This window comes from Neorhizobium sp. NPDC001467 (assembly GCF_050275975.1).
Classification (GTDB): Bacteria; Pseudomonadota; Alphaproteobacteria; order Rhizobiales; family Rhizobiaceae; genus Neorhizobium.
In genome coordinates, this window is the sequence record NZ_JBNNPS010000002.1 from 387,517 (window position 1) to 408,200 (window position 20,684).

The window sequence follows — 20,684 nt, forward strand, 5'->3', positions numbered from 1 at the left end:
TTCAATGTCATCTCAGATCTCCAGGATCGCCTTGATCACGCCGGCTTCCGGCTTTGACCACTCGGCGAAAAGCGAAATCCCGTCTTCCAGGCGTCCGCTATGGGTGTTGAGTGCGCGGGTCGGCACTTTGCCTGCCTCGATCTGCCGCACCACTTCCGCAAAATCGTCGGGCTGGGCATTGCGGCTGGCGATCAGGGTCGCCTCGCGCTTGTGGAATTCCGGATCGGAAAAGGTGATGTCCTGACGCACGACGGAGAGCAGCACGTAACGTGCGCCGTGCGCGAGAAAACCAAAGCCGCGCTGCATCGGCACGGCATTGCCGGTGGCGTCGATGACGACGTCATACCATTCGCCGCCGGTCTGGCGTTCGGCTTCCGCCTCGGCGTTGTCGTCGGCAAAGATAACGGCATCCGCGCCGAGTTGATCGACGGCGAATTGCAGCCGGTCCTCGCGCGTGTCCATCACGGTCACATGTGCGCCGCGGGCCTTGGCAAAGATGATTGCCGACATGCCGATCGGCCCGGAGCCGGTCACGAGCACACGGTCCTCGCCGGTGACCATGCCGCGTTTGACGCCATGAGCGCCGATTGCCAGAAACTCGATCATCGCCGCGTCGGCCAGCGGAATATTGCCGGTGGGGATCACATTCTGCACGGGCACGCAGAGATATTCCGCCATGCCGCCATCCTTGTGCACACCCAGAACCTGAATGTTGCAGCAGGCATTGGTGAGGCCCTTGCGGCATGCCTTGCAGGTGCCGCAGGAGAGGTAGGGCACGATATAGACCGGATCGCCGGCTTTTAGCCTGCTATCCGCCGGCGCTTCTTCGACCGTGCCCGACAATTCATGCCCCATGACCCGAGGATATTCGAGGAAGGGATGTTTGCCGGCAAAGATGTGAAAATCCGTGCCGCAAATGCCGATATGGCGGATGCGGACCTTGACCTCGTTTTCTCCGCGCACCGGTTCGGGGCGAGAGACGACGGAGAGGCGGCCGGGTTCATCGCAGACGAGTGCTTTCATGCGGATTTCCTGTCGCTGGCTTGGACGATGGATTCAAGGGTTGGTGCAGGTGTCCCCGCCCAGTCGAGAAAGGCCTTGATCCGTCGTTCGATCTTCAGTTGGTGATTGCCGGCGATATCGGCGATGCGGTGTTCGATATAGGGATTGAGGAAACGGCCCATCGTCGTTTCGACATAGGCCTCGGCGTCTTTGCCCATGCCATGCGCCGCAAAGCCAGGTACGACTTCGTCGCGGTAGACGGCATCCAGACGCGCGCGGATGGCAGGGTCGGCAAGGATTTCCTTGACCGTTTCGCCCTTCGGGCGGCCTTCCTTCAGCCAGATATCGGCAAGCGTGGTATGGCCGAGATTGAGGATATGCAGCTTCAACCGTTCGAACGGCTCCAGCTTGTCGGTCAGCACGATCGACGGATGTGTGCAGGGCATGGTGAGACCGGGCGCACGTTCGACAGCCCACAGCGCGTAGGGTTCGGCCACTGCGCCAACCGGCTCGATCGGTTCCGATACGATTCGATCCACCAGCGTATTGGCGAAAATCACCTTCTCTTCCAGCCATGTCAGGAAAGCTGCATCCGCCCCGCTTTTTCGCGCGAGATCACAAACGATGCCTTTCAGCACCGGGCCGTTGCCGTTGATGAGTTCGCAAGGGAGAATCGTGATCGGCTTGGCCGTTCTCTCAAACCGTGCCTTCAGAAGCTGGGCAAGCTTGCCGGGGAAGGACGGCCGCGGCGACAGGACCTCGAGATCCGTCCCTGCTGTTTCCGCCGCAATGTCGTAGCCGGAATCGCCGGTATTGGAGAGCACGTATTCGGCCTGCTCGCAGAACAGGTCGACGACCTCAGCCCAGTTTCCTGCCGTAGACAGGCCACGCTCGACGCTTTTCACCGACACGGTACGCTCGATGGGGGCTCCGTCTTCCAGCCCGCGGATAACGACAGGAAAACCTGCCGGATCGGCAAAGGCTGCCAGCCGTCCGGCGCGTTCGGCCGCGCCCGAAGTCTGCACAATGATGACAGGCAGAACAGTCTGGCCCGCCTGTCTGGCCTCATGCAGGAAGAAATCCGCGTGCGCCTGAAGGAAACGGCTGGTGCCGAATTGCAGGATGATGCCGGTCATTGCCCCTTTTCTCCGCTCCATCTGACGAAAGAAGCGATCCGGCAGCAGGTTCGGCATGTCCCGCGGCACCGTAATGCAAATGGCATGTTCCCTCTCCCGTGACATGCGATGAACTGTTCTTTTGGGATAAAAGACAACCGGCTTGCAAGCAATCTGTTTTTTATATAAAAAAATCACGCATAAAAAACAGTAGCGATACTGTCCATCCAAAGCGCGCGTGTCCATGAAAACCAACGCTCTTTTCAAGCGCAGTTACAACCATCTGCTCGACATGCTCTCGGATCGAGAGCCGGGCTCCTGCCTGCCCTCGGAGCCGGCCCTGGCCGCCTGTCTGGGCGTCAGCCGAACCACGGTGCGTGGCGTTCTCGCGGCCGTGGCCGCGCGCGGCATTGTCGCCATAGACGGTCGGACAAAAAGGCAATTGCGGTTGCCAAGCGACGCCGATTATCTTGCCGATGCCGATCTCGAGCCGCTCGCCGATATGGTCGAGCGCAAGTTCATGGCATGGCTGGTTGGGCCCGATTGTAGTCCTGGCCAAGTTATCAACGGGCTGGATCTCGCTCGGCAATTCGCGGTCTCGACCTCGGCCATCCGCGATTGCCTCAACACATTCAGCCATTTCGGCCTCCTGGAGCGCCAGAGCAACGGCCGCTGGCGCACGCTGGGACTGACCGTCGATTTCGTGGCCGAGCTGTTCGACATGCGTGAACTGATCGAGTTCCGTGCCGTCGACCGGTTCGTCGCGCTGGATAAGGATGATCCGCTGTGGAGCCAGTTGTCGCTGATCGAAGCGGAACACCATGCCCTTCTCTCCGATTTTGATCGCAGCCACCGCGCGTTTTCTCATCTCGACCATCGTTTCCACAAGCTGGTCGACAGCGCCGTCCCCAACCGGTTCCTCGGCAATATCCAGGGCGTCATGTCGGTGATTTTCCATTATCACTACCAGTGGAACAAGAAAGACGAGGCAGATCGCAATCGCCGCGCCTTAACCGAGCACCTCGCTTATATCGAAGGTTTGAGAAGCGGCGATCCTGTACAGGCGCGCGAAGCGTGCCGTCAGCATTTGCACACGGCGCGTTCGACCATGCTGGCGTCCATTCACGTCGACTGAAGAAAGAACCTGTGCAGTCTTGACGTAATGATATTACATAACGTAGACGATTTGCATTGACGGCAGGCCTATCTGCCCGCTAAATCAGTCTCGACGGTTTCCGGCGCCAAAAGCAATGGAATTAATAGGGAACACGGTGCGACCCCGAGAGGGATCAATGCCGTGGCTGCCCCCGCAACTGTAAGCGGATTACCGTCCATCCTCGCGATGCCTCAACGGTATCGGCCACTGTGTCGTGATCGGCATGGGAAGGCAGATGGACGACATGTTCGTGAGCCAGGAGACCTGCCGTCAGGACAGAGCTATCGTTACGGGCGGGGATGCCCGGAAGAGGATCACGTTATGACGCTTCCACGCGCGTTCGCGCACTCCATGGTCTTAATCCCTTGCTCGTCGATGTCGGCTGTCGTGGGTCGGGCGTACTGATACGCCTTTTCGCCCGTCATCGATCACACCCCTCAAGGAGAGACCATGTTTCATTTCGCACGACCGGTGCTCATCGCCGGCCTGTTTGCTTCGGCGCTTGCTGTTCTGCCGCTCGGGACGGCGGCTTCGGCTGCCGAAACCCGATATCCGCTGATGATCAAGAATTGCGGCCTTGATCTGACCTTCAAGCAGGCGCCGTCGCGCACGGTTTCTGTCGGCCAGAGCGTCACCGAAGTGCTCTATTTGCTTGGTCTGTCGGACAAGGTGGTTGGCACCGCACTCTGGGTCAGCCCGGTGCTGGAAGGTTTCGAGGATACCAATGCCAAGATCGAGCGTCTGGCCGACAATGATCCGAGTTTCGAGGCGGTGATAGGCCGCAAGCCGGACCTGGTGACGACGCAGTTCCAGTGGCAGATCGGTCCACAAGGCGTGGTCGGAACGCCCGCCCAGTTCGCCGAACTGGGCGTGCCGGTCTATACGTCGCCCGCCGATTGCGTCGGGAAGGATAATTCCGGCGGCGGCGATGGCGTGCGCACCGGCGTCTTTTCGATGGAGCTGATCTATCAGGAAATCCGCGATCTGGCAGCGATCTACAACGTCCAGGATCGCGGTGAAGAGCTCGTCGTCGACCTTAAGAAGCGCGAGGACGCAGCGCGCAAGAAGATTGCGTCTGCCAATGGCAAGCTTTCGGCGGTTTTCTGGTTCTCGAGCGCCGAACTCGATATCGACCCCTATGTGGCCGGCCGTCATGGCGCCCCGGGTTACATCATGTCGGCGCTTGGCATTAAGAACGTGATCGAAAGCGATGAGGAATGGCCGACGGTTGGTTGGGAAACGATCGCCAAGGCCAATCCGACGATCATCGTTGCCGGCAAAATGGATCGCCGCCGGTTCCCTGCCGACGACGTCGCTGTCAAGCGGGTCTTCCTGAAGGACGATCCGGTCGCCAGCCTGATGCCGGCCGTCCAGCAAAACCATGTCTTTGAAATGGATGCCCAGGCGATGAACCCGACCATCCGCACGATCGAGGGGCTGGAAAAGCTGGCCGACGCGATTGCCGCGGCCGGCCTTGCCAGATAAGTCGCCTGCGGTGAAACGGATCGCAACACAGTTTGGGGGAAGGGGCGCCGCGCTGGCGGCGCTTCTTCTCCTCGCCGGCGCATTGATTGTCGGCGCGCTGATCGCCGGAGCAGCGATCGGCGAAACCTCCATTCCCTTCGACGTGGTGGTAAAGACAGTCGCCAACCGCATGTTCGGTGCCGGTTATCCGCTCGAACCGCTCGATGAGGGCATCGTGTGGAGCTATCGTCTTGCGAGAGCCGTCGTAGCGGCCTGTTGCGGCGCTTCGCTGGCGCTTGCGGGCGCCGTGCTGCAATCGCTGCTGCGCAATCCGCTCGCCGATCCCTATATTCTCGGCATCTCTGCAGGCGCATCGACCGGAGCGGTGGCAGTTGCCCTTCTTGGCTTCGGGGCGGGCATGCTGACCATGCCCATGGGAGCGCTCGCCGGTGCGCTTGCCGCCTTCGTTCTGGTCAGCCTTCTGGCGGTGCGCGCCGGCAGCGGCAGCAGTGCCATCATTCTTGCCGGTGTCGCAGGGTCGCAGATGTTCAACGCGCTCACCTCTTTCATGGTAACCAAGTCCGCTACCGCCGAACAGGCGCGCGGCATCATGTTCTGGTTGCTCGGAAACCTGTCCGGCGTTCGCTGGCCCGATGTCGGCCTGGCGCTGCCGGTGACGATCGCCGGCCTTCTCATATGTCTCTGGCACTGCCGCGCGCTCGATGCCTTCGCCTTCGGAAACCATGCGGCCGCGTCGCTCGGCATTCACGTGCGGCGGGTGCAGGTCGTGCTCATATGCACAGCCGCCGCCATGACCGCGACCATGGTGTCCTTGGTCGGCTCCATCGGCTTCATCGGCCTGGTCATTCCGCATGCCGCACGTCTTATCGTCGGCGTCCGGCATGGGAGGCTGCTGCCGGTGACGGCGCTGGTGGGCGCGGTGTTCATGATCGTCGCCGACATCCTGTCGCGGACCATCATCGCCGGCCAGGTCCTGCCGATTGGGGTTATCACCGCTTTGTTCGGCGCGCCGGCCTTTGCCTTCATCCTCGGTCAGAAAGGGGCGCGGCCATGAAACTGTCGGCGCATAATCTCTGCTGGTCAGCGGCAGATCTGGCCGTCGTCCAGGATGTCTCCTTCGAGGTCCTCTCCGGCGAGTTTTTCGGCATTATTGGCCCGAACGGGTCGGGCAAAAGCACGCTTCTGTCCATGCTTGCCGGCATCCGCAAGCCGCTCTCCGGCCAGGTCCTGCTGGACGACCTGCCGCTGCGCGCGATCGGCAGCCGGGAAGTTGCACGCAAGCTCGCCTTCGTCGAGCAGCAGGCCGAAACGGCCGAGCGGATCACGGCAAGACAGGCGGTCGAGCTTGGGCGCACACCCTATCTCGGTCCATTGTCGGGCTGGTCGCGGCAGGATGACGTGATCGTCAATGCAGCGCTCGAAAACGTCGACATGATCGACAAGGCCGGACGTTACTGGCACCACCTGTCCGGGGGTGAGCGGCAGCGCCTGCATATCGGCCGGGCCCTTGCGCAACAGCCGCAGGTCCTGCTGCTCGACGAGCCGACCAATCATCTCGACATCGGCCACCAGATCGATCTGCTTGATCTGGTCAGGCGGCAGGGCCTGACTGTGGTGGCGGCTCTGCACGACCTCAACCACGCCGCCATGTTCTGCGATCGTATCGCGATCATGGATCACGGCCGGCTGAAGGCGATCGGCCGTCCTGCCGAAGTGCTCACATCGGGGATGATCCGCGCCGTATTCGGCGTGGAGGCCACCGTCGCGCCAGACGAGGATGGTCTCTGCCATGTCCGGTTCCGTACCAGGAGTACCGGAACCGTCGCCGACAGGACAAGCACCGTTATAACCGGCGCCGAAAATCAGGTCCTTCGCTTGCAGAAAGGAAACTACCGATGACGAAGACCCTTGCTCTCTTGCTCACCCTGTTTGCGGTCACGGTGTCGGCCGGCGCGGCTTTGGCTGCCACGTTCGAGGTGCAGATGCTTAACCGCGGCGACAAGGGTCCGATGGTGTTCGAGCCCGATTACCTGGAGATTGCTCCGGGGGACCGTGTCGTTTTCGTTCCCACCCACAAGAGCCATAACGCGGCTACCATTGACGGCATGATCCCGGAAGGCGCTAAGGGGTTCAAGAGCAGGATCAGCGACCGTTTCGAGACCACGTTCGATACGGAAGGCTTCTACGCTATCAAGTGCTCGCCGCATCTGGGGATGGGCATGGTGATGATGATCAAGGTCGGCAATGCACCCCTGCCGGAAAGCTACAAGAGTGTTTCCCTGCCGGGGCGCGCAAAGGCGCGCATGGAAGCGCTGTTGACCAGAGCCGGAAGCGGCGGCGCGGAATAAAGCCAGTCCCGCATCACAGCCGGCCGGGCCGGCTGCCAGCTTTCAAAAGCCGGTCAGTGAACGGCGCGTTTTCCGACGCGTGTCGCCTAGGGCGAGACGCCATCGAAGGTGAGGTGCACTTTCGTCGATCTCGTCCGGTCGCTGGCAAGTTCGAAAGCCTCCACCGCACGTTCCATCGGGATCTGCGCGCTCAGCAGCGGTCGTACATCGATCCGTCGGTCGGAAATCAGTCTCGCGGCCAGAGCGAATTCCGCATCGAAGCGGAAGCTGCCGCGCACCACCAGTTCTTTCGTGACAATGGTGCCGATCGGCAGCGTCACGTCATTGCCAATGCCCACGGCCACGATCGTTCCGCGGGGGCGAACAAGGGGCAGGAGGCTCGCCAGAACGGGACCGCTACCCGAGCATTCGAAGGCGACGTGGATCTGCCCCTTTGCGTGCGCGTAAGGTGCAAGCGCCTGCGGATCGTTGGCGACGTTGAAGACCTTGTCGGCGCCGACCGCGCGCGCAATCGCCAGAGCGGCATCGGAAATATCGGTGGCAATGATTTCGTCGGCTCCGGCAAGGCGGGCGGCCAGAATGGTCAGGCAGCCGATCGTGCCTGCGCCCGTCACAAGCACCCGCTTTCCGACAAGCGCCCCAGCCTGTTCGACGGCGTGCAGGCAGACGGCCAGAGGTTCGCAGCAGGCCGCTTCCGCGAACGGCGTATCCGCCGAAACCGGAACCGCCTGCTCGGCAGCGATGACGATCTCCTCGCGGAAAAGGCCCTGCACATGTGGAAAGCGCATGGCGGAACCGTTGAACCGCATGTCCATCGCATGCTGTCTTTGACCCTCCCGGACGAATTCGCAATCGCCCTGGGGTCGGCTGGGATTGATGGCGATGCGCTGGCCGACTGCAAGCCCGGGAACGCCATCACCGATCGCGCTGATCTCGCCCGAGGCTTCATGACCGAGGATCATGGGTTCACGGATACGCACCGTACCAAAGCCGCCATGGTGGTAATAGTGCAGATCCGAGCCGCAAATGCCGCCTGCGCGCAAACGGATCCGCACCTCGCCGGGCCCCGGTTCACCGACCGGTCGCTCTTCGATCCGCAGATCATGTTGCTGGTGAATGACAACCGCCTTCATCGCAGGGCCTCGCCCGATTCCCGACAGGCTGCCGTCTCGCAGGGGGTCGTCACGGCGGACCGGGTGATCGTGCCTGCCATCTCGTGCTTGTCGATCAAAAAAGCCTCCCGTCTTCATTGTCGCTCCGGTCATGTTACGCCGCGATCCGGCCGTTCGGCAACACCGGCATTCTCGCAGCGGACTGCAGGAGCGGGTCTACGGCGTTCGAGCGTGAGGCCCGATGACCGAGCCTCCGCTTTGCCCAATGAAAACGCCCTCTTCCAGCGTCCCTGATGGCATATCCGCGCGCAGTGGCGCAGATATGCAGCAAGAGCCGACTGGGTGCAGCCGTTTACAATTTGTAGGCGGTCTTTGCGAGATTGTAGGCAAGTTCCCACGCCAATTCGTGGGCATCGTCGATGTCCAGCCGATGTTCCGCCACCAGCCGCGCCAGGAAACCGCAATCAATGCGACGGGCGACATCGTGGCGGGCCGGGATCGACAGGAAGGCCCGGGTGTCGTCGTTGAAACCGACGGTATTGTAGAAGCCGGCCGTCTCGGTCACCTGCTCACGATACCGGCGGATGCCTTCGGGGCTGTCGTGGAACCACCAGGCCGGGCCGAGCTTCAGGGCAGGATAGTGGCCGGCGAGCGGCGCCAGTTCCCGCGCGTAGCTGGTCTCGTCCAGCGTGAACAGAATGACGGTCAGGCGCGGATTGTTGCCGAACCGGTCGAGCAGCGGCTTGAGACTGCCGACGTAATCGGTGGCCTTGGGAATGTCTGCGCCCTTGTCCTTGCCGAAACGGGCAAAGATCCGCTGGTTATGGTCGCGCCACGCACCGGGATGTATCTGCATGACGAGACCATCCTCGACGCTCATTCTGGCCATTTCGGTCAGCATCTGACCCCGGAAGGTTTCGGCATCGGCAGCCGAGACGGGACCGGACATGACCTTCCCGTAAAGCGCCGCAGCGTCCTCTTCGGACAGGTTTTCTGTGCGTGCGGTTGCGTGTCCATGGTCGGTCGACGTGGCGCCCGCCACCTCGCGGAAATATTGACGACGGTTCTGCAAGGCAGCCAGATAGCCGCTGAAGGTCGAGACGTCGGCGCCGGTGATGCGTCCCAGTTCCTCGAGGTTTTTTATGAAATTGGGAAATTCCGGATCGACAACCGGGTCCGGGCGAAACGCGGACACGACGCGACCCTTCCAGCCGCTCTGCGAAAGCTTGCGGTGATGGCGCAAATCGTCGAGCGGGCTTTCTGTCGTGGCAATGACTTCGATATTGAAGCGCTCATAAAGAGCACGCGGAAGGAATTCCGGCCGTTCCAGTGCTTCGGCAATGTGGTCGTAATAACGGTCGGCGCTTTCGGCGGTCAGGCGCTCGTCGATGCCGAACACCTCGGTAAAGGCATGAGCGAGCCAAATCCAGGATGGCGTGCCGCGGAAAAGATGAAAATTTTGCGCGAAAATCCTCCAGATCTTGCGCTTGTCGGTTTCTACCGCCGTCCCGTCGATCGTCGGAATGCCCAGGCTTTCGAGCGGGATGCCCTGGCTGTAAAGCATGCGGTGGACGTAATGGTCCGGGATGATGAAGAGGCTGGCCGGATCGCCGAAAGGCTGGTTGTCGGCAAACCAGGATGGTTCGGTATGACCATGCGGGCTGACAATCGGTAGGTTTGCGACATGTGTATAAAGATGACGGGCGATCTCCCGGGTCGCCGGTGCATCGGGGAAAAGCCGGTCCGGGTGAAGTAAAAACGTGTTGGTCATTCCATTACCTTTCTAGACATGCCCCGCCTCCCATGGCTGTGCATTCCTCAGTGCTGTCTGCGGCAAACCGTGTACGTCACTGTCTGAAGACGCGGTGACCGGTTGCCGTTCAGGCTCAGTTGACATTGCGCCCGCGCCATCGCGTTTGGGACGCGACGCGCCGGACTTACGGCGGTGCTTGCAGCAACCGCGCCACCAGTTAGATGCCAAGTCCCGCGCCAGCGCAACCGCAATGGCGGATGAGCAACCGGCTTCCCGCAGGCGGGCGTGAGCGGCCAAAGCCCTCCGCGCACCGGCGGCTGATCTCGTGATCCTGTCGGATGATCTGCGCCTGTTTGTCGGGCCGTCCATCCAGCCCCGGCTTCAAACGGGTCGGTTCGGATCGGGTCGCTGCGACTTTCGCATTCAGGCGGAACGGCCGGCGGCTCTTCCGGAAAAGAGGCAGCCGCCGAGAAACGTTCCTTCCAGAGCCCGATAGCCATGGTAGCCGCCGCCACCAAACCCAGCTGCCTCACCGCAGGCGTAGAGGCCGGAGACCGCATCGCCTTCCTGTCCGAACACCCGGCCATCCATGTCGGTTTCCAGTCCGCCCAGCGTCTTGCGCGTCAGAATATGCAGGCGCACGGCAATCAGCGGGCCGGCCTTGGGGTCGAGAATGGCGTGTGGTTTGGCGGTGCGCATCATCCGGTCGCCGATATAGCGTCGCGCTTGCCGCAAGGCGACGATCTGCAGGTCCTTGGCGAACGGGTTGCGCAATTCCCGATCCCGCGCCTCAATCTGCGCCTGCAGGTGGTCAAGCGCGATCGCGCTTTCTCCAATCCTGTTCATGCCGTCGACGAGCGCCGCCAGCGTGTCGGCAACCACGAAATCGGATCCCCGCGCCTTGAATGCTTCGAGAGGCGGAGTGGCTGCGCGACCGAGCCGGCTTTTCAGCAGGAGCGGAATGTTCCTGCCCGTCAGGTCGGGGTTCTGTTCAGATCCCGACAGCGCAAATTCCTTCCGGACCATCTGCTGGGTGGTGACGAACCACGAATGGGAAAACCCACGCCTGCACAGCTCCTTCAGTGTGCCAAGCGAATCGTAGCCCGGCAGGGCGGGCAGCGGCAGGCGATTGCCGGCGGCATCGAACCACATGGAAGAGGGGCCCGGCAGAATGCGGATGCCGTGGTTCGGCCAGATTGGATCCCAGTTCTCAATACCCTCGGTGTAATGCCACATACGATCGGCATTGATGATCCGCGCGCCGGCTACCCCAGCATGTTCGATCATCAACCCGTCGACGTGTCGGGGCACCCCGCACACCATCTTTTTCGGCGGCGGGCCCAGCCGGTCCACGGGCCAGTTGCGGCGGATCATGTCCTCATTGCCGCCAATCCCGCCGCTGGCGATGATGACGGACTCGGCGTGAATTTCGAAACGCCCTACGACATCCCGAGATGACGGTTTGCCGCGCGCGACATCGCTGGGCGCCAGAATTTCGCCAGTCACGCCGCGAATATGGCCGCCTTCGCGCGCAAGGCCATCCGCCCGGTGCCTGTATCTGATATCGACCAGACCGTCGGCCTGCGCGGCAATCACCCGTTCGACGAAAGGCTTCAATACGCCCGGCCCTGTACCCCAGGTCAGATGGAAACGCGGCACCGAATTGCCATGATCACTCGCGAGCGCCCCACCGCGCTCGGCCCAGCCGACGACCGGAAACCAGCGCAGACCGAGCCCATGCAGCCAGGTCCGCATGTCGCCAGCCGCAAACTGCAGATAGGCTTCGGCCCATTGTCGCGGCCAGTGGTCCTGCGGCCGGTCGAAGCCTGCGGACCCGTGCCAATCCTGCCGGGCAAGATCGAGGCTGTCGCGGATGCCCAGACGTCGCTGCTCGGGCGTGTCCACCATGAAAAGCCCGCCCAGTGACCAGAAGGCCTGTCCGCCCAGACTGCTTTCCGGCTCCTGATCGAGCAGGATGACCTTGCGACCGCGCCGGACCAGTTCACAAACGGCGACAAGCCCGGCGAGGCCTGCTCCGACAACCACAACATCGGTTCGCGTGTCGACCAATCCCCATTCCTCCCCGCGGATCAATGCCTGCATTTAATATCGACTGGCGGACGGTGCGCAACCCTGGGTTTTTTCGTGATTTTCTCAGGCCCGCGATTTGCAACGCGGCGCCGGTCGGGTTAGATCAGGGACATTCCATATGCGGCGACGAGTCAGGCTCGTTATAAGGCCGCTTTCCGATGGATGGGCACCCCCGTCGACATTCATGAACGAGAGTTCCATGCAACGCCCTTTTTCCGATCCTGCCCAAGCGCTTGAAGCCGTCTGGGGCTACAAGTCCTTTCGCGGCCAGCAAGAGGACGTGATCCGCGCCGTCCTTCAAGGGCGCGATGCGCTTGTCCTGTTTCCCACGGGCAAGGGCAAATCGCTGTGCTTCCAGATCCCAGCGCTTTGCCTTCAGGGGCTGACAATCGTGGTCTCGCCGCTCGTAGCGCTGATGCATGATCAGGTGGAAGATCTGAAGGCGCTCGGTGTCGCCGCGGCCTGCCTGTCCTCGGCCCAGACCGACGAGCAGAACGGCGAGGTACGACGCCAGTTGCATGCGGGCGAGCTCAAGCTGCTTTATGTTACGCCCGAACGCATCGTGCTGCCGTCGTTCCAGGCCATGCTTGGGCGGGCGCGGGTGGCACTGATCTGCGTGGACGAATGCCATTGCGTGAGCACATGGGGCAATAATTTCCGCAAGGACTATCTGGCGCTCGGGAATCTGAAGACACTCTTTCCCGGCGTGCCGCGCATCGCGCTGACGGCAACGGCCGATCCGCATACGCGCGAAGACATCATTCGTCTCCTCGATCTGGGTGACGCCGAGGTCTTTGTCGACAGTTTCGATCGCCCGAATATCTATTACGAAATTGTCGAACGCTCGAACGGACGCGCGCAGCTTCTGGATTTCATCGGCAAGTTCGCAGGCGAGAGCGGGATCGTGTACTGCCTATCGCGAAACAAGGTGGAAGAAACCTGCAACTGGCTGAACGATCAGGGCGTGCGGGCGCGCTACTATCACGCCCGCATGGACCCGGCCTTGAAAGCCGAGGTGCAGGAAGCGTTCCGCATGGAGGAAGGGCTGTGTCTCGTCGCCACCGTGGCTTTCGGCATGGGCATCAACAAGCCGAATGTCCGCTATGTCGCTCATCTCGATCTGCCCGCCTCGGTCGAAGGTTATTACCAGGAAACGGGGCGCGCCGGCCGTGACGGCCTGCCATCCTCCACCTTCATGACCTACAGCATGCAGGATATCGTCCAGCGCCACAGGATGATCGAGGAAAATGCGGACTCCTCCGAGGAAACCAAGCGCATCGAGCGGGCCAAGCTGAACGCGCTCCTTGCCATATGCGAGACGGCCGGCTGTCGGCGTACGGCCATTCTGTCGCATTTCGGCGAGCGGTACGGCCAGCCTTGCGGGCACTGCGATACCTGCCGCCAACCGGTCGAACAATGGGATGGCACGGACGCGGCCATCAAGGCGCTGGCGGCGGTCTATCGAACGGGCGAACGGTTCGGAACCGGCCATCTCATTGACGTACTGACTGGTAAGGTCACGGAGAAGACGGAAAAATTCGGTCATACGGAATTTCCGGTCTTCGGCGCCGGGCGCGAGCACTCGGTCCAGACCTGGCAGTCGGTGTTCCGGCAGTTGCTCGCCTTCGATCATATCGGCATCGACCATGCCAACTTTGGCGCGGTGGTGCTGCGTGAAAGTGCCGCCGATGTTTTCAAGAAACGTCGCCAGGTGATCTTCCGCAAGGACAAGACCCGCGCCGACCGCAAGGCTGCCCGATCATCGAACGGTTCGACGAACAGCAGGGCCGGTCTTTCGGACGTCGAAGCCGTACTGTTCGAGCGACTGCGCAAATTGCGTCTGGAAATTGCCAAGGATGCGGGGATCGCTCCCTACATGGTCTTCCCGGATACGACGCTTGTGGCCTTTGCCCGAGAGTGCCCGTCGGATGCCCGCGACATGCTGAACATCGCAGGCGTCGGGGAAACGAAGTTCAAGCGTTATGGCGACGCTTTTCTGGCAGCGATCGCGGAATGAAGCCGCTTGTGCGTGCCGTCGGGCGGGGTCGATTTCCCCTTCTGGTCGCTGGCAAGCGCCGAAATCGTCTTCTAGTGTCGGCGCCATACCGGTCAAAGTCATGAGGTTATCGTTGAAAACAGTCATCACTTTCGTGGTCGCAATGCTTGCCACCGTGAGCGCCCTCGTTTCGCCCGCTCACGCCATCGACGGCCGTATCGTGCGCCAACTGAATGCGCTTGATCCGCAGGAGCGGCGCGAGCAGCGCTGCGACATCGAAGCCATGGCCCGTATCGCCAAGGCCGGCGAGGGGTTCGAGCCGGACAAGGTGATCGCCTATAGCCGCGCCGATATCGAGGAAAATGGCGATGACCTGCGTGCGCCGGGCGCCGTGTTCCGCAGTGCGGGCGATTGGTACAAGCTGAAATATCGATGCCGTACGGGCGATCACGGCCTCAGCGTCCTGTCCTTCGACTACAAGATCGGCGACAAGATCCCGCGCAGCGACTGGGATCGCCTCTACCTTTACGATTGATCAGGTAGCGTGTTGCCCTCAGTCGGGCAGCCGCGGCACCGTCTTGCGTTCGGGAAACAGTTCCGACAGCACGGTCATCAGGATGAGCGACAGCGGCAGTGCCAGCATGGCGCCGACGGCCCCCCACAGCCAGGTCCAGAACAGGATCGCGATAAACACGATAAACGGGTTGATCTCCCACTGTCGGCCCATCACAGCGGGAAAGACCAGGTTTTCGACAACCAGGTGAACGGAAAAGAACACGGCCGCTGGTGCCAGTGCCAGAAGCAGGCTGTCATGCGTGATAATGCCGGCAACGGCCACCGATAGGGTCATCAGCGTGATGCCGAGGAAGGGCACGAAACTCGACACGAAGGCGAAGACGCCCCACAGGATCGGCGCTGCCAATCCGCCGAGATAGGCGATCACGGTCATCGAGACGCCGAGCCCCGCATAGATCATCGTCGCCGTCGCGAAATAGTAACCCAGCACTTCCTCGATCGAATTGATGATCCTGATCGCCACCAATCGCTGATGGCGGTGGGGAAAGGCGAGGATGATCGTGCGTCTCAGCCGCAGGCGACCGAGCAGAAACAGCAGCAGCGCCGCAAAGAAGATCAGGCTCTGAACAATCGCCGGCGTGAGGCTGGAGGTGACCACGCCCAGAATGTTGCCGCTATTGTCGATCAGCGACTGCATCGACATCGCTCCGGTATCGAACGTGGCGGGGCTGACGTTCAGCCAATGCTGGCGCTGGAGAAAGGGCATAAGCCGGTCGATCGTGCGCTCGACGAAATTCGGCCCTTCCTCGACCAATGTCACCACCGGTTCGGCAAGGGCGTTGACGAGCAGGAACAGGACGGCCGCGACCAGCGACGACAGGATGATGGCAATGCCGAAACGCGGGACGCCAGCGCGCCCCAGCTTTTCGGCCGCAAGGCCAAGGATCATGCCGACGACGACGGCCAGCGTCACCGGAATAAGGATCAGCGCCATGTGATTGACCACGGCAAAGCCGATGATCATGAAAATCCCGATCACCGCCCAGGAGCTCGCAACCTCCAGTGCCTCGCGGCCGAGAGGCGCGAATGATGTCGGGTCTCCGGGAGGCGTTGCAGGATCGGCCGCCAGCCCCGAGGGTTCGACGCCGTGCTTCTTGTACTTGTTGTTCTTGATGTTGAGCGCGACCATGTTCTACCGTTCCCCTTGACGCCCATCAACGCGGCAATGGACAACCGGTTCCGCAATGCCGAGAACCTGTCGGAACGATCACATGGTCAATGTGAGGCCGATGCCCGAGGGGTCGCGAAAGCGCAGGCCGGCCTCGGTGCGGCTGGTGACGATTTCGAGCCGGTCGAGGGCGTCAACTGCCTGGTCCAGCGCCGCCTTGTCGTTGAAATGCAGCGTATAATCCGCCAAGCCCGTCATGGCCTCGGAGCGAAGCGGCGCGCCACGGCTGTTCCAAATATTGGCGGCGACATGATGGTGATAGCCGCCGGCACCGAAGAAGCTTGCGCCGGAATAGCGCGCCATCACCTTGAGGCCCAGCACGTCGCGATAAAATGCTTCTGCTGCGGGAAGGTCGCCGACCTGCAGGTGGATATGCCCAACCGCCGTGCCGCTTTGCATTCCGGTCCAGGGCTTTCTTGCGGCGCTGTCATAGAGGGCCTGCAGGTCGAGCCTGTGCGTCGCCATCTCGACCGTTCCATCGGTAAAGGTCGTCCATTCCTCCGGCTGGCGGTCCCGGTAGATCTCGATGCCGTTGCCCTCGGGGTCGGAGAGGTAAAGCGCCTCGCTGACCAGATGGTCCGAAGCGCCTTCGAGACGCAGCCCCGCCTGCGAATAATGCGCAAGCCAGGCGGCCAGCGCCGTGCGGTCCGGCACCAGGAATGCGGTATGAAACAGGCCGGCAGCCGTTCGTGGTGCCCGCACCGCGTCACCGCGCGTCGTCAGGGACAGAAGCGGCACGCCATCGATGCCCAGCACCTCGCCGCTCTCCGATTTGTCCAGCGTGCCGAGACCGATCATGCTGCGGTAGAAGGCCGAGACCATATCAAGGTCGCTGACCACCAGATGAGCTTGGCTAACATGGGCGGGTCTTGTCAAAGCAAAGGGCAGGGTTGCGTCGGGCATCATCACTCCTTGCGCGGGTCGATCGCTTCGTTGGCATGGCTTATGGCCGGTTTCCGTGGTTCCCGATAGGCGCGGTATCGGCGATGAAACGTTCGCTTCCTGTTGACAATTGCTGGCCGTCCCCGGTGCTGGTGCCAGCGGGCTGTAGGATGAACGTGCTCGAGGCACCGGTCGGTCGCTCGAACCATGCTTTTCATATTGCAACGCAATGTGACACCCAGGTCGCCGAAACACCATTGCGGGCCGTCGCTACTCGCGTCATTCTCGCAATCGGGAAGATGGAGCGATCATGAATCGAATAAGCAACGACGCCGATGCAGGGACGACCGACAGTGGGCGCAAGCCGATCGGCGATTTGTTCGATTTCGGTCGGGTGCATGATTTCGCGGAAATGGTTGCTGATGGCGTGGTCCATGGGGTCGGTCTTGTTTTCGCGCTGATCGGCGTCACTGCCCTGATCTTTTACGCGACGCTATGGTCCAGCCATGGCGAACTTGCCGCCGCGTGGGTCTACGGTCTCGGCCTCGTTCTCTGTCTCGCCGTCTCCTTCACCTATAATATCTGGCCGACATCGCCGACCAAATGGATCCTCCGACGCCTGGACCATTCGGCGATCTTCGTGCTGATCGCGGCCACCTATACGCCGTTTCTGCAGCGGGGCACGCACGAGCCGTTGATCGCCTTCATGTTGGCCGCCATCTGGGTCGTCGCGATCGGTGGTATTGCCTTGAAATGCCTGTTTCCCGGTCGCTACGACCGGTTGGCGATCCTTCTCTATCTTGCCATGGGCTGGAGCGGCGTGATGGTAGCGGGGCCGATATCGGATTATCTGCCTGCCATCACTGTGTGGCTGATCGTCATCGGCGGGATGATCTATTCCGTCGGCGTTATCTTTCACGTCTGGGAACGGCTGCGGTTTCAGCGCGCCATCTGGCACGGCTTCGTGATTGCCGCGGCAGCCGTGCACTATTGCGCGGTGATGACCTGTTTCAGTCTGTCGAATATGGCTGCGTAAACACTGACTGCGGGGCTGGACAGTTCCCGCCCCCGACCCTTAGATGGCCGCGCTGTCTCATAAGGAAATCGCATGTCTCCCAGCCCAATCCTTCGCGACGCGACAGAGGCCGATCTGCCGGCCATCATGACGATCTACAACGACGCCGTCGTCAACACGACGGCGATCTGGAACGATAATACGGTCGATCTCGACAATCGAAGGGACTGGTTTGGAGCTCGTCTGAAGCGTGGTTTTCCGGTCATTGTCGCACAGATTGAAAACACCGTGTTAGGCTATGCCTCCTATGGCGACTGGCGGGCATTCGAGGGCTTTCGCCACACGGTCGAACATTCGGTCTATGTCGACGGCGAAGCCAGGGGGCGTGGGGTCGGCCGATTGCTGATGGAAGAACTCATCCGGCGCGCTGAAACCGGCGGCATCCATGTGATGGTCGGCTGTATCGAGGCGCAGAACATTGCCTCCCTCGGCCTGCATGAAAAGCTCGGGTTCCGTACCGTTGGCACGTTTCGCGAGGTGGGCCGAAAATTCGGGCGCTGGCTGGATCTGACTTGCCTCGAACTGCGCATCGGCGCCTGATACCCGAGCCTACGCATCCTGCGGAACGCGCGCAACCCAATCACTGCCCAGCCGTTTCCTTAAAAAAGGAGCCTGCCCATGAAGATCACCCGCAGTGAAGCGCGTCCTTCGCTCACCCCGTCAGCCGACTATTTCACCGGTCATGTCCGTCAGGACCCGCTTGCCCAGGCCGAGGAGCCGGGCACGGTGCTGGTGGCCAGCGTCACGTTCGAGCCCGGCGCGCGTACCGCCTGGCATACGCATCCTATGGGCCAGACCCTGATCGTAACCTCTGGCGCCGGCCTTGCGCAGACATGGAACGGACCCATCCGGCGGATCCGCGCCGGTGACGTCGTCTGGTTTCCGGCCGGGGAAAAGCACTGGCACGGAGCCGGCGCCGATACGGCCATGAGCCATATCGCTATCCAGGAAGCACTGGACGGCAATGCCGTCGAATGGATGGAGAAGGTTTCGCACGAGCAATATGGCGGCATTGTCGAGGAAGGCTGATGCTTCTCAAAGGCCGGCGATTACCGCCGACCTTTACCGCTGCTTCGAATGCTCGCCGTTATTCGGCGGGCTGTAGCCGGGGAGCGGCATTGCGATAGGGCTCGCACAGCGCTTCCATCATCTTCATTTCTTCTGCCGTCAGATCGGTCAACGGTGAGCGGACCGGACCGGCATCGAAACCCATTATACGCACCCCGGCCTTGATGGCGGAAACGGCGTAGCCCTTCTGGCGGTTGCGGATGTCCATGAACGGGTAGAAAAAGTCGACCAGGATCTTGTTGGTGGCGGCGGTGTCACCGGCACGCAGTGCCTTGTAGAAGTCCTGCGCAAGGCCTGGCACGAAGTTGAAAACGGCCGAGGAATAGGTGGTGACCCCGGCGCCGAGATAGGCGTCGGCGAAAAGTTCGGCCGTGGGCATGCCGCCGAGATAGGTCAAGCGGTCGCCCATCGTGGCGGTGATCTTGCGCACCAGCCCGATATCGCCTGAGCCGTCCTTGAAGCCGACAAGATTGGGGCATTCATCGCACAGGCGGGCAAGCGTTTCCGCCGTCAGGATGGAATTGTCGCGGTTATAGACCATGACGCCGATGCCGACCGACTGGCAGACGGTCCTGATATGCTGGAAAAGCCCTTCCTGGCTGGCATCCATCAGGTAGTGCGGCAGAAGCAGAATGCCGTCGGCGCCGGCCTTTTCAGCAGACTTTGCGATTGATACGGCCATGCGCGTGCCGTAACCGCAGCCCGCAACGATTGGAGTGGAGCCGGCCGAAGCCTTGGCCGCCGCGATGATCTCGGGGATTTCCGAAGGCTCGAGATTGAAGAATTCTCCGGTCCCGCCGGCTGCGAAAAGGACGGTCGCGTCGAAACCGGCCAACCATCCGACATGCTTTTCGTAGACGGCGCGGTTGAACAGACCGTCCTTGCCGAACGGCGTGACCGGGAAGGAAAGAAGACCAGCGCCCAGCGCCTTTTTCAGTTCTAGGGGATCCATCGACATGTCGACCTCATACGCCTGCGATTGCCCGCAAACTAGCAAGAGATATTATGACTGTCAAACGAGATAATATAAGATGCGATCAGCTCCTTCGGATCAGAGAGCGGTATCGCTGCTGGCTTCCTTTCAGATGGGTCCGCATGGCATCGCGCGCGGCCGTGTCATCTGATCCCGCAATCGCCCGAGCGATGGCGCCATGCTCCTTCTGGATCTGGTTCATGTAATCAGCAGGCGAGGGCGCAAGCTCGCCATCGGCCAGTTGGGAGCGCGGGATCATCTGTTTGCCGATCGCTTCGAGAAGCTCGCGAAACCGCGCATTGTTGGTCGCGTCGGCAATGGCGAAATGGAAAGCCCGATCGCTCTCGACCGTGGGGTTTCCGGCTGCGATCTGTCGGCCGATCGCTTCCAGGCATTCGAAGATAATTTCCTGCTGCGCCGGCGACGAGCGCAGCGCGGCAAGCCCCGCCGCCTCGATCTCGATGGCGGCGCGGACCTCAAGCATTTCGATGATCGAAGAGACCCGGCCGGCATCGACGTTGCGAAGTCCTGTCTGCAGCAGGCTTTCCGGTGGCGGCAGAACAAACACGCCGACACCGTGGCGAACCTCCACAAGACCATCTGCGCGGAGCGATGCTATCGCTTCGCGGATGACCGTGCGGCTGACCTGATGCTGCTGTGTCAGGCCGCTTTCGGTTGGCAGCTTGTCGCCTGGCTTAAGGCTGCCGCCGGTAATCGCTTCGCGGATACGATGGGCGACCGTTTCCACGAGATTGCGGCCCTTGCGGGCAGGCGCCGTAGCGGTTTTCTGGTCGGGTGTATTCAAGGCCGGTCACGCTCACTCTTCGTCATTGCGGTGCGTTACAGAGGGAAAGCGGCGCCCGCTTGTCAAGGCGATGACGACA

At 61.5% G+C, this 20,684-nt stretch carries 19 protein-coding genes and 1 riboswitch; of the genes, 10 read left to right on the forward strand and 9 right to left on the reverse strand.

Annotated features, from left to right (window positions below):
- Positions 1-12 precede the first annotated feature (12 nt).
- The gene (locus ACQKKX_RS06575; RefSeq protein WP_427569693.1) at positions 13-1,023 is read right to left on the reverse strand and encodes a zinc-binding alcohol dehydrogenase family protein; all 1,011 of its coding nucleotides are present in this window, start codon (positions 1,021-1,023) and stop codon (positions 13-15) included.
- Positions 1,020-2,138: a mannitol dehydrogenase family protein gene (locus ACQKKX_RS06580; RefSeq protein ID WP_427569694.1), complete on the reverse strand. Its 1,119-nt coding sequence runs from the start codon at positions 2,136-2,138 to the stop codon at positions 1,020-1,022. The genes ACQKKX_RS06575 and ACQKKX_RS06580 overlap by 4 nt, the downstream gene beginning before the upstream one ends.
- Positions 2,139-2,361: 223 nt before the next feature.
- Here ACQKKX_RS06580 and ACQKKX_RS06585 point away from each other — a divergent pair, with 223 nt between their 5' ends.
- From ACQKKX_RS06585 to ACQKKX_RS06605, 5 genes are all read left to right on the forward strand, one after another.
- Positions 2,362-3,252 carry an FCD domain-containing protein gene (locus ACQKKX_RS06585; protein ID WP_427569695.1) on the forward strand — a complete coding sequence of 297 codons (891 nt, stop codon included), beginning with the start codon at positions 2,362-2,364 and terminating at the stop codon, positions 3,250-3,252.
- Between the two features lie 77 nt (positions 3,253-3,329).
- A riboswitch (cobalamin riboswitch) is annotated at positions 3,330-3,559 on the forward strand.
- Positions 3,560-3,723: 164 nt separating this feature from the next.
- Entirely contained in the window at positions 3,724-4,758 is a 1,035-nt protein-coding gene (locus ACQKKX_RS06590) for an ABC transporter substrate-binding protein (protein ID WP_427569696.1), read from the forward strand.
- A gap of 10 nt (positions 4,759-4,768) precedes the next feature.
- On the forward strand, positions 4,769-5,812 hold the full coding sequence (locus tag ACQKKX_RS06595) for a FecCD family ABC transporter permease (protein WP_427569697.1): 1,044 nt from the start codon (positions 4,769-4,771) through the stop codon (positions 5,810-5,812).
- The gene (locus ACQKKX_RS06600) at positions 5,809-6,657 is read left to right on the forward strand and encodes an ABC transporter ATP-binding protein (RefSeq protein ID WP_427569698.1); all 849 of its coding nucleotides are present in this window, start codon (positions 5,809-5,811) and stop codon (positions 6,655-6,657) included. Before ACQKKX_RS06595 ends, ACQKKX_RS06600 begins: the two co-directional genes overlap by 4 nt.
- Positions 6,654-7,106, forward strand: a complete 453-nt coding sequence (locus ACQKKX_RS06605; RefSeq protein ID WP_427569699.1) for a pseudoazurin — start codon at positions 6,654-6,656, stop codon at positions 7,104-7,106. The genes ACQKKX_RS06600 and ACQKKX_RS06605 overlap by 4 nt, the downstream gene beginning before the upstream one ends.
- Before the next feature lie 86 nt (positions 7,107-7,192).
- Here ACQKKX_RS06605 and ACQKKX_RS06610 read toward each other — a convergent pair whose 3' ends face one another.
- From ACQKKX_RS06610 to ACQKKX_RS06620, 3 genes are all read right to left on the reverse strand, one after another.
- Positions 7,193-8,239: an L-idonate 5-dehydrogenase gene (locus ACQKKX_RS06610; RefSeq protein WP_427569700.1), complete on the reverse strand. Its 1,047-nt coding sequence runs from the start codon at positions 8,237-8,239 to the stop codon at positions 7,193-7,195.
- A gap of 331 nt (positions 8,240-8,570) precedes the next feature.
- Positions 8,571-9,989 (reverse strand): glucuronate isomerase, encoded by a 1,419-nt coding sequence (gene uxaC, locus ACQKKX_RS06615; RefSeq protein WP_427569701.1) that lies wholly within the window; start codon positions 9,987-9,989, stop codon positions 8,571-8,573.
- 405 nt (positions 9,990-10,394) lie between these two features.
- Entirely contained in the window at positions 10,395-12,041 is a 1,647-nt protein-coding gene (locus tag ACQKKX_RS06620; RefSeq protein WP_427569702.1) for an FAD-binding dehydrogenase, read from the reverse strand.
- A gap of 220 nt (positions 12,042-12,261) precedes the next feature.
- On the opposite strand from ACQKKX_RS06620, the gene recQ reads away from it, so the two are divergent.
- Positions 12,262-14,079, forward strand: a complete 1,818-nt coding sequence (gene recQ / locus ACQKKX_RS06625; RefSeq protein WP_427569703.1) for a DNA helicase RecQ — start codon at positions 12,262-12,264, stop codon at positions 14,077-14,079.
- A 142-nt stretch (positions 14,080-14,221) separates the two neighbouring features.
- Entirely contained in the window at positions 14,222-14,593 is a 372-nt protein-coding gene (locus tag ACQKKX_RS06630) for a DUF930 domain-containing protein (protein WP_427570108.1), read from the forward strand.
- Between the two features lie 18 nt (positions 14,594-14,611).
- Here ACQKKX_RS06630 and ACQKKX_RS06635 read toward each other — a convergent pair whose 3' ends face one another.
- Together ACQKKX_RS06635 and ACQKKX_RS06640 are read right to left on the reverse strand one after the other, a co-directional pair.
- The gene (locus ACQKKX_RS06635; RefSeq protein ID WP_427569704.1) at positions 14,612-15,763 is read right to left on the reverse strand and encodes an AI-2E family transporter; all 1,152 of its coding nucleotides are present in this window, start codon (positions 15,761-15,763) and stop codon (positions 14,612-14,614) included.
- A gap of 78 nt (positions 15,764-15,841) precedes the next feature.
- A complete protein-coding gene (locus tag ACQKKX_RS06640; protein WP_427569705.1) occupies positions 15,842-16,705 on the reverse strand; it encodes a VOC family protein in 864 nt (287 codons plus the stop codon).
- Positions 16,706-17,096: 391 nt separating this feature from the next.
- On the opposite strand from ACQKKX_RS06640, the gene trhA reads away from it, so the two are divergent.
- The 3 genes from trhA to ACQKKX_RS06655 all read left to right on the forward strand — a co-directional run bounded on the left by trhA (position 17,097) and on the right by ACQKKX_RS06655 (position 18,788).
- Positions 17,097-17,720, forward strand: coding sequence for a PAQR family membrane homeostasis protein TrhA (trhA, locus tag ACQKKX_RS06645; RefSeq protein WP_427570109.1), 624 nt, complete (start codon positions 17,097-17,099; stop codon positions 17,718-17,720).
- Positions 17,721-17,792: 72 nt separating this feature from the next.
- A complete protein-coding gene (locus ACQKKX_RS06650; protein WP_427569707.1) occupies positions 17,793-18,299 on the forward strand; it encodes an N-acetyltransferase family protein in 507 nt (168 codons plus the stop codon).
- A gap of 78 nt (positions 18,300-18,377) precedes the next feature.
- Positions 18,378-18,788 (forward strand): (R)-mandelonitrile lyase, encoded by a 411-nt coding sequence (locus ACQKKX_RS06655; protein WP_427569708.1) that lies wholly within the window; start codon positions 18,378-18,380, stop codon positions 18,786-18,788.
- 58 nt (positions 18,789-18,846) lie between these two features.
- Here the strand turns inward: ACQKKX_RS06655 and kdgD are convergent, their stop codons facing one another.
- Together kdgD and ACQKKX_RS06665 are read right to left on the reverse strand one after the other, a co-directional pair.
- A complete protein-coding gene (gene kdgD / locus ACQKKX_RS06660; RefSeq protein WP_427570110.1) occupies positions 18,847-19,779 on the reverse strand; it encodes a 5-dehydro-4-deoxyglucarate dehydratase in 933 nt (310 codons plus the stop codon).
- An 85-nt stretch (positions 19,780-19,864) separates the two neighbouring features.
- Positions 19,865-20,605 (reverse strand): FadR/GntR family transcriptional regulator, encoded by a 741-nt coding sequence (locus tag ACQKKX_RS06665; protein WP_427569709.1) that lies wholly within the window; start codon positions 20,603-20,605, stop codon positions 19,865-19,867.
- Positions 20,606-20,684: the final 79 nt, after the last annotated feature.